Source organism: Pseudomonas syringae, assembly GCF_021606685.1.
GTDB lineage: Bacteria > Pseudomonadota > Gammaproteobacteria > Pseudomonadales > Pseudomonadaceae > Aquipseudomonas > Aquipseudomonas syringae_R.
The window spans coordinates 94,114-108,640 of the sequence record NZ_WKCB01000011.1; the positions used below are offsets into that span (position 1 = coordinate 94,114).

Here is a 14,527-nt window from a genome sequence, read left to right on the forward strand (position 1 = left end):
TGGGTTGTGACACAGCCGCCCATTGCATAGGCTTGCGCGATTGTTTCGCCTGCGCAGGTCGCAGGACCGCTTCGAGGAGATCACCGATGGGCTTGAACAACCAGTGGATGCAACGCGACCTCGCGGTGCTGTGGCATCCCTGCACCCAGATGAAAGACCACCAGCAACTGCCGCTGATCCCGATCAAGCGCGGCGAAGGCGTATGGCTGGAAGACTTCGAAGGCAAGCGCTACCTCGACGCCGTCAGCTCGTGGTGGGTCAACGTCTTCGGCCACGCCAACCCGCGCATCAACCAGCGTATCAAGGACCAGGTCGACCAACTGGAGCACGTGATCCTCGCAGGCTTCAGCCACCAGCCGGTGATCGAGCTGTCCGAGCGCCTGGTCAAGATGACGCCCGAGGGCCTGACCCGTTGCTTCTATGCCGACAACGGCTCGTCGTGCATCGAAGTCGCGCTCAAGATGAGTTTCCACTACTGGCTCAACCGTGGCCTGCCGAACAAAAAGCGCTTTGTCACCCTGACCAACAGCTACCACGGCGAAACCATCGCCGCGATGTCGGTGGGCGACGTGCCGCTGTTTACCGAAACCTACAAGGCACTCCTGCTCGACACCATCAAGGTGCCCAGCCCCGATTGCTACCTGCGCCCCGACGGCATGAGCTGGGAAGAACACTCGCGCACGATGTTCCTGGCCATGGAGCAAACCCTCGCCGAGCACCACGACACGGTCGCCGCGGTGATCGTCGAGCCGCTGATCCAGGGCGCCGGCGGCATGCGCATGTACCACCCGGTGTACCTCAAACTGCTGCGCGAGGCCTGCGACCGCTACGGCGTGCACCTGATCCACGACGAAATCGCCGTAGGCTTCGGCCGCACCGGCAGCATGTTCGCCTGTGAACAGGCGGGTATCCGCCCGGACTTCCTGTGCCTGTCCAAGGCCTTGACCGGCGGTTACCTGCCGCTGGCGGCAGTGGTCACCACCGATGACGTGTACGACGCCTTCTACGACGACTACCCGACCCTGCGCGCCTTCCTGCACTCCCACAGCTACACCGGCAACCCGCTGGCGTGCGCGGCGGCGTTGGCGACCCTGGATATTTTCGAAGAAGACAACGTCATCGAGAACAACAAGGCCCTGGCCCAGCGCATGGCCACCGCCACCGCGCACCTGGTGGACCACCCGCACGTGTCGGAAGTACGCCAGACCGGCATGGTGCTGGCCATCGAGATGGTTCAGGACAAAGCCACCAAGACTGCTTACCCGTGGCAGGAACGCCGGGGCCTCAAGGTGTTCGAGCATGCCCTGGAGCGCGGCGCACTGTTGCGGCCCTTGGGCAGTGTGGTGTATTTCCTGCCGCCGTATGTGATTACCCCGGAGCAGATCGACTTCCTCGCCGAAGTCGCCAGCGAAGGCATCGATATCGCCACCAATAGCAGCGTGAGTGTTGCAGTGCCTAAGGACTTCCACCCAGACTTCCGCGACCCCGGCTAGACACGCGTTTGTGGCGAGCGGGCTTGCCCGCGTTGGGCTGCGCAGCAGCCCCAGCGAGTGCACCGCAATCCGCCAGATAAAACGCGATAGCCGGTTTTGGGGCCGCTTCGCAGCCCAACGCGGGCAAGCCCGCTCGCCACGATTAGTCAGCAAGCCCCATAGGCTTCGTACATTTTCCAGAGAACAGAAATGAGACTGTCCCGCTTTTTCACCGACACCCCGCTGAGCCTCGGCGACCATGAGTTGCCCGAAGCCCAGGCGCATTACATCAGCCGTGTGTTGCGCATGGTCGAAGGCGACGCCGTGCAGTTGTTCGACGGCTCCGGCCAGGAGTTTCTCGGCAGCTTGCTGGAAGTCGGTAAAAAACGCGTCAGCGTGCAACTCACGCAGAGTTTCGCGGGCCAGACCGAATCGCCGCTGCATATCCACCTCGGCCAGGGCCTGTCCCGGGGCGAACGCATGGACTGGGCGATCCAGAAGGCCACCGAGCTTGGCGTCAATGCGATCACGCCGATTTTCAGCGAGCGCTGCGAAGTACGCCTCAAGGACGAACGCGCCGACAAACGCTTGCTGCACTGGCGCCAGGTGGCAATCAGCGCGTGTGAGCAATGCGGGCGTTCGACGGTGCCGGTCATTCATCCACCGTTGCTGTTGGCCGACTGGCTGAAGCAGACCGAGGCGGATTTGAAGCTGGTGCTGCACCCAGTGGCCGAGCCAATGGTCAGCCATGCGAAGCCATCAAGCCTGGCCTTCCTGATCGGGCCTGAAGGCGGGCTGACCGACACTGAAGTCCACGTCGCCCAAGACGCCGGCTTTCATGCCGCGCGCCTCGGCCCTCGGGTATTGCGAACCGAAACAGCACCCGTGGTGGCACTGGCCGTGGCCCAACAGCTGTGGGGCGATTTCTAAGCCCTGCCCCGCCCAGGCGCCAAGCCCTGCATATCAATGGAGGGCGTCTGCCGACCGATCAACTGCGCCAACAGCTGGCCGCTGCCGCACGCCAGTGTAAAACCGAGGGCGCCGTGGCCCAGGTTCAGCCACAGGTTGCGATAGACACTGGCACCAATCAGCGGCACGCCGGTCGGGGTGGCCGGGCGCATTCCGGCCCATTCCACCGCATGGGCGTAATCGCCCGCCAGAGGAAACGTCTCCAGTGCCTGGCGTTTCATCAGCGCCAGGCGCTTGGGTTCAAGGCTGGCGTCGAAGCCGACGATATCCACCATCGCCGCTACCCGCAGCTGCTCGCCGATACGCGCATAGACGATCTTGCGATCGTAGTCGGTGATGCTCACGCTCGGCGCCTGGTGCTGTGCGCCAATCGGCACGCTGAGGCTGTAGCCCTTGAGCGGGTACAGCGGCAACCGCACACCCAGCTCGGCGCTGCGATACCCGGCCGCCAGCACCAGGTGCTCGACCGGCATCACCTCATCGCCCAAGACGACGGCCTGCACGGCACCCTCGGCCTGGCGAATGCCGGTGACCTTGCGCCCGAGCAAAAACGTGCAACGCCCGGACGCCTCCAGCCACGCCGCGATTCGCTGGCAGAAGGCATGACAATCCGCCACTTCTTCAGTCGGCGTGTAAATGCCGCCGACAAATCCCCCGCCGGTCAACGCCGGTTCCAGCTGTATGCACTCGGCGGCGGATAGCACCTGCTGGCAGACCCTGTCCGTGACCTTGTGGCGCGCACGTTCAAAGGTGGCCGCATGGCGAAACGTCACCAGCTTGCCGTTGCGCCGCCAGTCGAAACCCTCCAGGCCATCGCACGCTCGCCATTGCGCCAAGGTCGTCTGGCTCAGGGCGGACAGGCGCAGCAGGTGAGCGGCATTGCGCTGGTTCACCGAGCCACGGCAGGCACCGAGAAAGGCCGCCATCCAGCGCCATTGCTGGCGATCGAGGCGCGGGCGCAGCTTCAGCGGCGAGTCACCGCGCAGCAGCCAGCCAATGGCTTGCAGCGGCACCCCGGCGTCGGCCAGCGGCGCCACGTAGCGATAGGACAATTGTCCGCCGTTGGCGAAACTGGTTTCGCTGCCCAAGGTGTCGCGTGCCTCGATCACAGTCACCTCATGGCCTGCACGCACCAACGCGTATGCGCTGGCCAAGCCGATTACCCCACCGCCGATGATGTGCACCATCCTTTTTCACCTGCCACTGAATCCTGAGGCCTCAAGCCTAGGGGCAGGTGACAGGCCCGCGACAATCAATAAAGATGGGTCACCTATAAACAAAGGTTATGGACTTGCCATGCGCTTGCGTCATATCGAGATCTTCCAGGCCATCCGCCAAACCGGCTCCATCAGCGCCGCCGCGCAGTTGTTGCATGTGTCGCAACCAGCGGTCACCAAGGTGTTGCAGCACGCCGAGTTGCAGCTGGGATTCCCGCTGTTCCTGCGGGTGCGCGGCAAGCTGCAGCCCACGCCAGAGGCGCTGGCACTGGAAAGCGAAGTCGAGAAAGTCACCGCGAGCCTGCAAGGCGTAAGGCGCCTGGCCAAGAGCCTGCGCCGTGAACCGGGCCAGAGTGTGCGCATCGGCGCGATCCCGGCACTCGCGCTTTCGCTGCTGCCGCCGGCAATCCTGGAGTGGAAGCGCGACTACCCGGACATGGCCTGCGAGCTGTCCAGCGACCACAGCCGCGAGCTGGTGCACAAGCTGCTGATGCGTGAGATTGACCTGGCGCTGACGCTCAACTTCTCCGGCCATCCGGGGTTGACCACGCAGGTGCTGGCCAACGGTGTGTTGGTGGCGTTGGCATCCAAAGGCTATTGGTCCGAAGCCGAGCTGAGCAGCCCCCTGCCCTTGACTGATCTGGCGGGCGCGCCGCTGATTGGTCTTTCCAGCGCCGACCCGCTGGCAGCAAAACTCGACAGCTACCTGGAAAACGTCGATCCGCCACCAAGGGTGACCCTTTCGGTGCAAACCTATTCCCTGGCCCGCGCGATGGTGGAGTCCGGCGCCGGCCTCACGGTGATAGATCCCTTCACCGCCCTCGGCGCCTCAACGGCCACCACGCGCATCCGCACCCTCACGCCGCCGCTGCCGATCACCCTGTATGCCCTGACCCGCGCCGATGAGCCGCCGCCGCATATGCTGGCCAAGCTACTGGAGATTTTCGGCAACCACGCCCGCGAGCAACTGGAACGCCTGTAAAAATCGGACTTTCAAAACTACGAGGATCAAATGTAGGAGCGGGCTTGCTCGCGAAAGCGGTGTGTCAGCCAGTACATCTGTAACTGACCCACCGCCTTCGCGAGCAAGCCCGCTCCCACATTTTGAATTGCGTGGTCTGTTAGAGCACGTAGTGCATGATCGCCACAAAATGCAGCAGGCTGCCGCCGATCACAAACAAATGCCAGATCCCATGGGAGTGCCGCAAACGGTCCTCCAGGGCAAAAAAGATAATGCCAACGGTGTACAGCACCCCGCCCGAGGCCAGCCAGGTGAACCCCGCCGTACCCAGTGCGGCGATCAGCGGTTTGACCGCCACCAGCACGATCCAGCCCATCACCGCGTAGATCACGATCGACAGGATGCGCGCCTCGGAACGCGGCTTGATTTCTTGCAGGATGCCGATCACCGCCAGCCCCCAGACAATCCCGAACAACGTCCAGCCCCACGGCCCGCGCAGCGTCACCAGGCAGAAGGGTGTGTAGCTGCCGGCGATCAACAGGTAAATCGAAAAGTGATCGACCTTCTGCATGATCTCTTTTCGCCGCCCGCGCACGCTGTGGTACACGGTGGACGCGCTGTACAGCACCATCAGCGTAAAGCCATAAATCGCCACGCTGACGATCTTCCAAGGGCTGCCGTCCAGGCTCGCGACCACCAGCATCCACACGGCGCCAATACACGCCGCGACTGCACCGAGCAAATGGCTCCAGGCGTTGAATCGTTCCCCGTGGTACATCTGTCACTGACCTCCTGTAACCGTTAAGCACTGGTTGGCAAGCGTCCAACCTTGCGCATAAGAGTGCAAGCGGCTTGTGACGTTCCGAGGACGCCAAACGGTTTTGCGGGCACAATCGAGCGCATTCGAACAAGAGCCCACGGCCATGCTGATCGACGAAGAATTTACCCTCAAGAAACTTGAAATCTTCCTGGCGTTCATGCGCACCGGCAACCTGGCCCGCGCCGCCGCCGAGCTGCAAACCAGCAACGTCAGCGTGCACCGCGCCATCCACTCCCTGGAAAACGCCCTGCGCTGCCCGCTGTTCAAACACGAAGGGCGCAACCTCACCCCGCTGGAAAGCGCCTACGTGCTGGAAGAACGCGCGCAAAAACTGGTCGCCGACGTGGTCGACAGCGTACGCCTGACCCGCGAAGCCGCCGGTTTTTCCGCTGAGCGTTTCAAACTGGGCTCGTTGTATTCGCTGACGGTCAAGACCGTGCCGCAATTGATCATGGGCCTGAAAATCCGCCGCAGCGAGCTCAATATCGACCTGATCCTGGGCTCCAACTTCGACCTGCTCTACAAGCTCAAGAACATGGAAGTCGACGCGATCCTGATCTCCCTGGATGAGCACGCCAACGACCCCGACTGCGAACAGATCGCGCTGTTTTCCGACGATATCTTCCTGGCCACCCCGGCCGACTCACCCTTTGACCGCGAGCAGCAGATCGACCTGGCCGACGTGCGCGACGCCACGTTCATCACCCTCACCCAAGGCTTCGCCACGCACCAGGACGGCAATCGGGTGTTCAAGCAGGCGGGGTTCGAGCCCAAGGTGGCGATGCAGGTCAACGACATCTTCACGCTGCTGAGCATGGTCAGTTCGGGGGTGGGCTATGCATTGCTGCCGGGGAGGATTGCGGCGGTGTATGAGAACCGCGTGAAGCTGATACCGCTGCAACCCAGGTATCGGTTGCAGCAGCATATTGGCGTGGTGTTCTTGAAGGCCAAGGAGCGCGATCCGAATTTGCTCGCTTTGTTGGCGGAGTGTCGGATGTATGCCAATCGGCAGGTCTGAGACCGCCATCGGGGGCAAGTCGAATCGTCGCACCGCCCCTCCCACACTTGAATGTGTTCGCAATTCAAAATGTGGGAGGGGGCTTGCCCCCATGAGGCCCAACCAGCCAACACCACTCCCAAAACTAGCCAACGATCCCGCGCACAATGAAGTACAGCAACGAAGGCCCAAGCAAACACCCAAGCCCGGTATGGAACGTCGCCGTCAGCGCGCCATACGGCACCAACCGCCGATCCGTCGCCGCCAGCCCCGCCGTCACCCCACTCACCGTACCGGCCAAGCCACCAAACACCATGGCCGAACGCGGGTTATCCAAGCCCATCCAGCGCGCCGCGACCGGCGTGCCGACCATCACCAGAATCGCCTTGATCAACCCGGTGGCAATCGACAGCGCCATCACGTCCGACGTCGCGCCAATGGCCGCACCGGTCACCGGGCCGACGATGTACGTCACGGCGCCCGCACCGATAGTGGTCATGCTGACGGCATCGCGATAACCGAACACCCAGGCCATGCTCGCACCGACGATAAACGGCAGGATCGTGCCCAGCAGCAGCGCAACCACGCCAATCATCCCAGCCTTGCGCGCTTCGGTGGCTTGCACCTCAAACGCCGTGGCGACAATGGCGAAGTCACGCAGCATCGCACCGCCCATCAGGCCGATGCCGGAGAACAGTGCCAGGTCGGCCAGGCCCTTCTGCCCGCCAGTCACGGTGCCGCCGACCCAGGCCAGGACCAGGCCGATAACAATGGCAATCGCCGAGCCATGAATACGTCCGAATGTGAGGCGTTTGGACAACACCACAGAAATCCACATCACCACACCGACGAAGGCAAACGCGGTGATCAGGCCGTTATGCTCCAACCCTTTTTCAATGAGTTCCCACATATCAGCGACCTCCCACTGGCACGATCAGCGGCTCTTCATCGGGCAACGGTTCGCCCTTGTGGGTACGGCTGATCAGGGCAATGGTGCAACCACACACCACCACCGAACCGATGGCCGCGAGTACCGCAACCGGACCGCCGTGGAGCGCGGTGACCACGTTTTGTTGCGCGGCCATCGCCACCACCACGGGGATGTACATGGCGCCCCAGAAGCCGACGCCCATTTCGCACTCCTTGGTCATGCCGCCGCGCTTTTGCATCCACAGGCGCGCGCAGATCAGCAGGATCATGGCGATGCCCACCCCGCCCACGTTGGATTTGACGCCCAGCAACACGCCAAGCATGTCGCCCATGATCACGCCTGCGAGCGTGCAGATCGCCAGCAATGCCACACCGTAAATAATCATTGTTGTTGTCCTCAAAGTGCTCGATCGAAATTGTTGTTTTTGTGCTTCGAAAGCCTTGGGTGGTGCTTTATCGGTGGCGGCGTTCCTCCTCTTGCAGCAGGGCCTGCAAGGTGTCCAGGCGTGCGCCTTCGCAGGCGATCACGGTGCCTTGTTCAAACACCCGGCGTGACAGGCCGGTGAGCACACTGCCCGGAGGCAGTTCGATTTGCAGACGCACACCGCGCTCGTAGGCGCTTTGCACAGTGCCGCGCCAGTCGACGACGCGGCACATGTTGAAGGCCAGGTCGTCGCGCAATTGCTCGGGGTTGTGGACAGGCCGCGCGCGGGTGCTGCTCAGGTAGGTGATGCGCGGCGCCTTGAGCGGCACGAAGGCCTGCGCCAGGGCCTGGGCCGGTTGCTCCAGCAACGCGCAATGGGACGGCACGCTGACGGCCAGGCGCTTGGCGATGCCGTTGCCCTTGATGCGCTCGGCGACACGCTTCATCGCCGCGTCGCTGCCGGCGATGACGGTCTGGTTGTCGGCATTGATATTGGCCAGGTACACCGGGGTTTCAGCGCTGTGTATGTCGGCCAGCAAGCGTTCGACGGTGGATAACTCAGGGCCGATCAGAGCGGTCATGCCGTAGCCCTGTGGAAAAGCGTTTTGCATCAGCTCGCCGCGCAGGCTGACGAGCTGGATGGCGTCGTTGAAGCCCAGCGCACCGGCGATCACCGCCGCCGGGTAGGCACCGATGGACAGGCCCGCGACGTAATCCGGAGTGTGTTGCAGCAGGCGGGCGTGGGCCACCCCGGCGATCAACAGGCACAGTTGTACCGCGCGGGTATTCGCCAGGGCCTCAGCCGAATCCAAGGCTCGAACGTCTTCACCCAGCGCCTCGCTGGCCTGCTCCAACACCTCGGCCGGCAACGCCTGGAGCATGCCCGGCCGTTGGGCGCCCTGCCCTGGGAACACCAGCAGGCTGCTCATGCCACGGCCTGCCAGGGGTCGAGCACCAGGTGCGCACCGCGGGCGGTTTTGAGCAGCACGCGACGTGACCCACTCGCCCACTCGCGCAAGGCAACGGCGCCAAATGGGGTTTGCAGTTGCAGGTCCACGGCGCACTCCGCCGCCGCAAGAATCGCCAACAGCTCTTCTGCATCACCTCGGGCCAATAGCTCGGGGGTGCGCAGAATCAAATCCAGATCACTCTGCTCGTGCAGCGCTTCGACCCCGCTGGCCAATTCGAAGCCCGCGCTGCCGGTGACGCCCCACGCCGCCTGCGCCAGCACTGGCCGCAGGGCTGTGAGCGCTCGCAACGCCGGCAAATCCCTTGGCGAGATCACACCGCGCAACGCTTCGGGTGTCACGCGCCGCTGCACTGCCGCCATGGGCATCTCGGCAGCCAAACGCTGTTCACGCAAGCGCCCGCGCACACCGACCGCCACGTAGCCCGGCGCGGCGATGGCGCGACGCACCACCACCGGGTGGCCAGCGCCAATCGCCTCGACTGCCCAGGCCGGCGCCTCGGCAGGCAGATGCTCCGGGGTCATGCCCCAGAGCAAATCGTGGGCGTTCACCATTGCTCCCGCAGCAGCTGGCGCACGTGGCTGGAGGCTGCACGGTTGGTTGCGCCCAAACGCCCGCTCAAGTCGGTGCTGCCGATATCCTTGATCGCACTCACCAGGCAATCGCTGACCCGCGCCACGTCCTCTGCCGTGGGCTGTTCAATCTGGCTCACCGAGAGCGTTTCCCAGAGCAACCCGAGGCTGGCATAACTGTCGATGTCATAGGCCATCGGCGGCACGCTGGCGGCCAGGGCTTCCAGCTCTTCAACGCTGCGCAGGGTCACCCGCGCGGCCGAGGCTTTGCCCATGGCGTGCACCATCACGCCGGGGTCACGCAGGGCGATCAGGCGGTTGGCCTGGTAGCCGTGGGCGAGGAACGCGCCGGACATGGCCTTGCCCACCAGCAGTGCAATCACCGGGTGCCCGGCCAGGCGCGCGCGGGCGTAGCTGTCGGCGGCGGCGGCCAGGGCCTGGTGGATGCCGAGGGCTTCTTCGCGCCGGCCATAGGCTTGGCTCGGTACGTCGACGATGGCGATGATGGGGCGCTTGTCGCCTTGGGCAATGGCTTCATCCACCGCCTTGGCCAGGCCCCAGCCTTCGAGCAAACCGACTTCGCCGTTGCGCGCGCGGGGGAAGCGGTTTTGCGCGTCAGTGACCACGGCGATAAAGCGCACGGCCTGCTCGCCCAACAGGCCGTCGGCGACTTTCAAAGAGTTCGGCAAGCCCTCAACAGGCGTCGCGCCCGCACTCAATGCGTTGAACCACTGCAAACCTCTCATGAGCGTTCTCCTTGATACAGCTCGCGCACCGTCGCCGGATCGATCTGCGCCGTGGTGTCCAGTTCGGCCAGGCGCGCCAGGTAATACGCAGCCTGGCGGCTGCGCTGCTGAGTGGGCAAGCCTTGTTGCAGCAAGGCGCTGACGGTCTGTTGAATCGCGGCCACATCATCCGCCACGTAACGGTCGGCCAAGCCACTGTTGAAGCGTTGCTCACCGCCGGTAAGGCTCCAGATGAAAGGCCGGTCGCGGGAGTCGTATTCTTCCAGGCCAGCCTCCTGTTCGATCACTTGCGGGCCATTCAGGCCCAGGCGGGCTTCGCGCGTGACCACCAGGTAACTGCACAACCCGGCGGCGATGGACATGCCGCCAAAACAACCGACGCTGCCGGCCACCACGCCGATCACCGGCTGGTACTGGCGCAGGTCGACGATTGCCGCGTGGATATCCGCGATGGCGGCCAGGCCGAGGTTGGCTTCCTGCAGGCGTACGCCACCGGTTTCCAGCAGCAACACTGCGCGCGTCGGGATGCCTTGGCGGTTGTCTTCGGCGGCCAGCTCCAGGGCGCCGGCGATTTTCGCGCCGCCCACTTCACCGAGGCTGCCACCCTGGTAGTTGCCTTCGATGGCGGCAATCACGACAGGTTTTGCGTCGATGCTGCCCTTGGCGATCACCACACCGTCATCGGCTTGCGGCACCACGCCTTGGCGGCTGAGCCACGGCGACATGACGCGCTGGAACGGGTCGATCAATTCCCGGTAGGAACCTGCGTCCAGCAAGGCCTTGGCGCGCTGCCGAGCGCCCAGTTCTACGAAGCTGTGTTTGGCGAGTAAGTCAGTCATGGCCGATCTCCTCGAAACCCTGCTCCAGGCGCAGGCGCACCACGCCGGGGGTGGCGCCGAAGTCGTGGATATCAATGTTCAAGGCCGGTGGGGTCTGCTCCTGGAAGATGCGCTCGAACAGATGCTGCCAGCGTTGCTCGGCGCCATTCACTGAGGTCTGCACCTGAATGGTCAGGGTTCCCGGCGTGCCCGGTTCCAGCAGCACTTCCAGGTCGCCCGAGCCGACGCAACCCACCAGCGCACGGCCTTTTGGCGGCTGCCCGGCGGGGAATTCAAAGGATAAGGTTTCCATCACAACGCTCCGTCGAGGCGGTCGATAAACAGGCAGGCGGCCAACAGGTCGGCGGCGCCGCCGGGGGAGGCATTCAGGGCCAGCAGTTGCTGGTCCAGCGCGTGCAGTTGGCGACGCCCGGCGAGGGTTGCGCTGCCGCCAGCGTCGAGCACGGCCTGGGCGCCGCGTTGCATGGTTTGCAGGCCTTCGGTGCCAGCGCGGTAGAGCACGCAGGTGTCCGCCAGGTCCGTCATGATCGCGAGCAAAGCGTCCAGGCGTGCGTTCTGTTCGCCGGCATTCTGCAGGCGGCTTTTGTGCAGTTGCGGCAGGCCGCGCTGCACCACCGAAGGGAAGCCGAGCTGCGCTTCTTCGCGGGCACCGCGTGCGCCGTAGCGCTGGGCAACTTGAGCGCCATGGCTCATGGGCTGCGGGGCGTAGCGGTCGTTGAGCAGCGCCAGTTTGGCTGCCGTCAGCGTGACGGCGCGGGGTTCCAGGGCAGCGGCGGCGGTGAGCAAACCAAGGGCCCAGATCGCGCCGCGATGGGTATTTACGCCATTGGTGGTGGTCAACATGGCCTGCTCACCTTCACGGCCAATACGCCCGAGGGCTTCGCGCAGCGGCAAACCGACCTCACCCATTTCAAGCGCGGCTTCGGCCATTTCCTTGAACATCGGCCACAACGACAACGCCGAGGCGTGCATCAGGCCCAGGTGCAAATCGCTGTGGGCGCCATTGCCACGCCGGTCCACCAAGGCGGGTTTGGGCGACAGGTCGGCCTCATCGATCAAGGCGTCGACGGCGATATCCGCCAGGCGATCCGCGAGGCTGAGTTCATGCAGTTTGAGGGCGCGCATTTACCAGCTCCTGAATTTTGCGGGCGGGTTGTACAGGCCACCGGACCAGTCCACCAGGTCGGCCACGCTCTTGGCGGCCAACAGCTCGCGGGTGGCGTCGGTGCGGCGGATGCCCAAGTCTTCGGGCAAGGCGATCAGGCCTTCGCGGCGCATGCGCGCGGTGTCTTTAGGGTTGTGGCGCATGCCGATGGCGGTGACGCCTGCGACGACAGCGATCATCGCCTGGCGCTCTTCGAGGGAACGCGCCTTGTACAGGTAGGCGATGCCCTCTTCGGTGAGCAGGTGGGTGACGTCGTCGCCGTAGATCATGATCGGCGCCAGGGGCATGCCGCTTTTGCGTGCCACTTCCACGGCGTCGAGGGTATCGACGAACGTGGGTTTGCCGCCTTCCTGGAAGGTCTCGACCATTTGCACCACGAGCTTTTTACCGCGCTCCAGCAGCGCTTCGGGCGCATCGCCGTGGCGCATATCCAGCCATGCCGGGGTGCCGTGGCGACGACCACGCGGGTCGTGGCCCATGTTCGGTGCGCCACCAAACCCAGCGAGTCGGCCACGGGTCACGGTGGAGGAATGCCCGTCGCCGTCGACCTGCAGGGTGGCGCCGATAAACAGGTCCACCGCGTACTGGCCGGCGAGCTGGCAGACCATCCGGTTGGAGCGCATCGAGCCGTCGCGGCCGGTGAAGAACACATCCGGGCGGGCCGCGATGTAGTTCTCCATGCCCAGTTCGGTGCCGAAGCAGTGCACGCTTTCGACCCAGCCGCTTTCAATCGCGGGGATCAGGGTTGGGTGCGGGTTGAGGGTCCAGTTGCGGCAGATCTTGCCCTTGAGGCCGAGGGATTCACCGTAGGTGGGCAGGATCAGCTCGATGGCGGCAGTGTTGAAACCAATGCCGTGGTTGAGCGACTGCACGTTGTGTTTTTCGTAGATACCACGGATCGCCATCATCGCCATCAGCACATGCACCGGCTTGATGTGGCGCGGGTCGCGGGTGAACAGCGGCTCGATGTAGAACGGCTTGTCAGCCACCACCACAAAATCCACCCAGCTCGCCGGGATGTCGACGCGGGGCAAATCGGTGACGTCGTCCACCAACTGGTTGACCTGCACGATCACGATGCCATCACTGAACGCAGCGGGTTCGATCAGCGCGGGGGTGTCTTCGGTGCTGGCGCCGGTGTAGATATTGCCAGCGCGGTCAGCCATGAACCCGGCGGAAAGCACCACGTTGGGGATCAGGTCCACCACCAGCCGCGCATAGAGTTCGATGTAGGTGTGGATCGCGCCGATTTCCAGCAAGCCGTCTTCGAGCAATTGGCTGATGCGCAGGGACTGGGTGCCGGCGAAGGAGAAGTCCAGCTTGCGGGCAATGCCTTTTTCAAACAGGTCCAGGTGCTCGGACCGGCCGACACTGGGCATGATCATGTGCAAATCGTGGAGCTTGGCCGGGTCGGCTTTTGCCAGGGAGCGCGAGAGGAAATCGGCCTGCTTCTGGTTATTGCCCTCCAGCACCACGCGGTCGCCGGGCAGGATCAGCGCTTCGAGGGCTTCAACGATCTTGTCGCTGGGCAGCACCGCACCGTCTGCGTATTTTTTGACCAGCCCGAGCCGCCGCTGCTTCTCGTCGCGCCGCCGCGTCCAACGCGAGTCGGGGGTTATTGTTGTTGTCATGGTCGCTCCACGGGTTGGCTGTCGTGGGGCTAACCTTAGGAGTGAAACTTGGGGGCATCAATCAAGCTGGGCGTTGGACTGTTACGCCCAGGTTAATGATGACTCAATGAATACGAGTATTCAGGCGTTGCGCCATTCGAGGCGATGGAACCAGATGGTCCTAAGCAGCGCCAATGCCGCAAAAACGTGAAGCCCCAACACCGCCGGCGCGCTCCAATCCCACAGGCCCGCCAGGGCTTGAGCGTAAACCGGCAGCAGCAGTAAGAGCAGCACTACCAGCGCGCCGGCACCCAGTTGCTCCCAGTTTTTCAAGCGGCTGACCCGGGAGGCGATCGCGTAGCCCAGCAGTGCGCCGAGGCACACAATCAGCAGGCTTAGCAGGTCATGTTCATCGATGGGAGGAAACCCCAGCCAGTTAAACACCAGGCCAAAGGCAAGCAGGGTGAGCGAACAAATCGCGAAAAATACGAAGGCATATTCCAGAGCGTCCAGCAGGCGATCACGGATGAACCTTAGGGCCTGTGTTTCTTCATCCGGGGTCGGCTTCTGGGTTATCGCCACCGCCAGCAGGCCTGAACCGAGCCCACCCAGGGTCATGACCACGAAATTGCTCATCACGCCCTTGATAGCCTGTTCCGCGCCGATGAGATTCAGGCTTTCCAGATACACCAGAATAAACACCGCGCCGGCCGACGTAATCATGAAGCCCCACAGCTTGCCGCGGTTGGACTGCACGTTCATGGTCACTGCCGCCGTGAGCACCAGCACCGCAAACCACATCAGCAGCACGCCGGTAAAACTGTTGAGGTTGTACAG

The 14,527-nt window shown here is 63.6% G+C and carries 16 protein-coding genes; 4 read left to right on the forward strand and 12 right to left on the reverse strand.

Annotated elements, in window-relative coordinates:
• Window positions 1-86: 86 nt before the first annotated feature.
• On the forward strand, window positions 87-1,493 hold the full coding sequence (locus tag GIW02_RS07145; RefSeq protein ID WP_236415533.1) for an adenosylmethionine--8-amino-7-oxononanoate transaminase: 1,407 nt from the start codon (window positions 87-89) through the stop codon (window positions 1,491-1,493).
• Window positions 1,494-1,682: 189 nt separating this feature from the next.
• Complete coding sequence (locus tag GIW02_RS07150; RefSeq protein ID WP_236415535.1) at window positions 1,683-2,402, forward strand: 16S rRNA (uracil(1498)-N(3))-methyltransferase; 720 nt, start codon at window positions 1,683-1,685, stop codon at window positions 2,400-2,402.
• Here the strand turns inward: GIW02_RS07150 and GIW02_RS07155 are convergent.
• On the reverse strand, window positions 2,399-3,628 hold the full coding sequence (locus tag GIW02_RS07155) for a D-amino acid dehydrogenase (protein WP_236415537.1): 1,230 nt from the start codon (window positions 3,626-3,628) through the stop codon (window positions 2,399-2,401). The two genes, GIW02_RS07150 and GIW02_RS07155, sit on opposite strands and share 4 nt — an antisense overlap.
• A gap of 109 nt (window positions 3,629-3,737) precedes the next feature.
• Between GIW02_RS07155 and GIW02_RS07160 the strand changes: the two genes are divergently transcribed.
• Window positions 3,738-4,640 carry a LysR family transcriptional regulator gene (locus tag GIW02_RS07160; protein WP_236415539.1) on the forward strand — a complete coding sequence of 301 codons (903 nt, stop codon included), beginning with the start codon at window positions 3,738-3,740 and terminating at the stop codon, window positions 4,638-4,640.
• Window positions 4,641-4,779: 139 nt separating this feature from the next.
• Here the strand turns inward: GIW02_RS07160 and trhA are convergent, their stop codons facing one another.
• The gene (gene trhA / locus GIW02_RS07165) at window positions 4,780-5,397 is read right to left on the reverse strand and encodes a PAQR family membrane homeostasis protein TrhA (protein WP_236415541.1); all 618 of its coding nucleotides are present in this window, start codon (window positions 5,395-5,397) and stop codon (window positions 4,780-4,782) included.
• 145 nt (window positions 5,398-5,542) lie between these two features.
• Here trhA and GIW02_RS07170 point away from each other — a divergent pair, with 145 nt between their 5' ends.
• Entirely contained in the window at window positions 5,543-6,457 is a 915-nt protein-coding gene (locus tag GIW02_RS07170; protein WP_236415543.1) for a LysR family transcriptional regulator, read from the forward strand.
• 124 nt (window positions 6,458-6,581) lie between these two features.
• On the opposite strand, the gene madM is transcribed toward GIW02_RS07170, so the two are convergent.
• The 10 genes from madM to GIW02_RS07220 all read right to left on the reverse strand — a co-directional run.
• The gene (gene madM, locus GIW02_RS07175) at window positions 6,582-7,346 is read right to left on the reverse strand and encodes a malonate transporter subunit MadM (RefSeq protein WP_236415545.1); all 765 of its coding nucleotides are present in this window, start codon (window positions 7,344-7,346) and stop codon (window positions 6,582-6,584) included.
• Window position 7,347: 1 nt separating this feature from the next.
• Entirely contained in the window at window positions 7,348-7,752 is a 405-nt protein-coding gene (gene madL / locus GIW02_RS07180) for a malonate transporter subunit MadL (RefSeq protein WP_236415547.1), read from the reverse strand.
• 67 nt (window positions 7,753-7,819) lie between these two features.
• Complete coding sequence (gene mdcH, locus GIW02_RS07185; protein ID WP_236415549.1) at window positions 7,820-8,719, reverse strand: malonate decarboxylase subunit epsilon; 900 nt, start codon at window positions 8,717-8,719, stop codon at window positions 7,820-7,822.
• Window positions 8,716-9,312: a malonate decarboxylase holo-ACP synthase gene (locus GIW02_RS07190; protein ID WP_236415551.1), complete on the reverse strand. Its 597-nt coding sequence runs from the start codon at window positions 9,310-9,312 to the stop codon at window positions 8,716-8,718. Before GIW02_RS07190 ends, mdcH begins: the two co-directional genes overlap by 4 nt.
• A complete protein-coding gene (mdcE, locus tag GIW02_RS07195; protein WP_236415568.1) occupies window positions 9,306-10,076 on the reverse strand; it encodes a biotin-independent malonate decarboxylase subunit gamma in 771 nt (256 codons plus the stop codon). The genes GIW02_RS07190 and mdcE overlap by 7 nt, the downstream gene beginning before the upstream one ends.
• Window positions 10,073-10,915: a biotin-independent malonate decarboxylase subunit beta gene (locus GIW02_RS07200; RefSeq protein WP_236415579.1), complete on the reverse strand. Its 843-nt coding sequence runs from the start codon at window positions 10,913-10,915 to the stop codon at window positions 10,073-10,075. Before GIW02_RS07200 ends, mdcE begins: the two co-directional genes overlap by 4 nt.
• The gene (locus tag GIW02_RS07205; RefSeq protein ID WP_015886328.1) at window positions 10,908-11,207 is read right to left on the reverse strand and encodes a malonate decarboxylase subunit delta; all 300 of its coding nucleotides are present in this window, start codon (window positions 11,205-11,207) and stop codon (window positions 10,908-10,910) included. The genes GIW02_RS07200 and GIW02_RS07205 overlap by 8 nt, the downstream gene beginning before the upstream one ends.
• Window positions 11,207-12,040, reverse strand: coding sequence for a triphosphoribosyl-dephospho-CoA synthase (locus tag GIW02_RS07210; protein WP_236415581.1), 834 nt, complete (start codon window positions 12,038-12,040; stop codon window positions 11,207-11,209). Before GIW02_RS07210 ends, GIW02_RS07205 begins: the two co-directional genes overlap by 1 nt.
• Window positions 12,041-13,711, reverse strand: coding sequence for a malonate decarboxylase subunit alpha (gene mdcA / locus GIW02_RS07215; protein ID WP_236415583.1), 1,671 nt, complete (start codon window positions 13,709-13,711; stop codon window positions 12,041-12,043).
• A gap of 120 nt (window positions 13,712-13,831) precedes the next feature.
• Window positions 13,832-14,527, reverse strand: a 696-nt coding sequence (locus GIW02_RS07220; RefSeq protein WP_236421806.1) for a hypothetical protein, incomplete at its 5' end; no start/stop codon positions are given.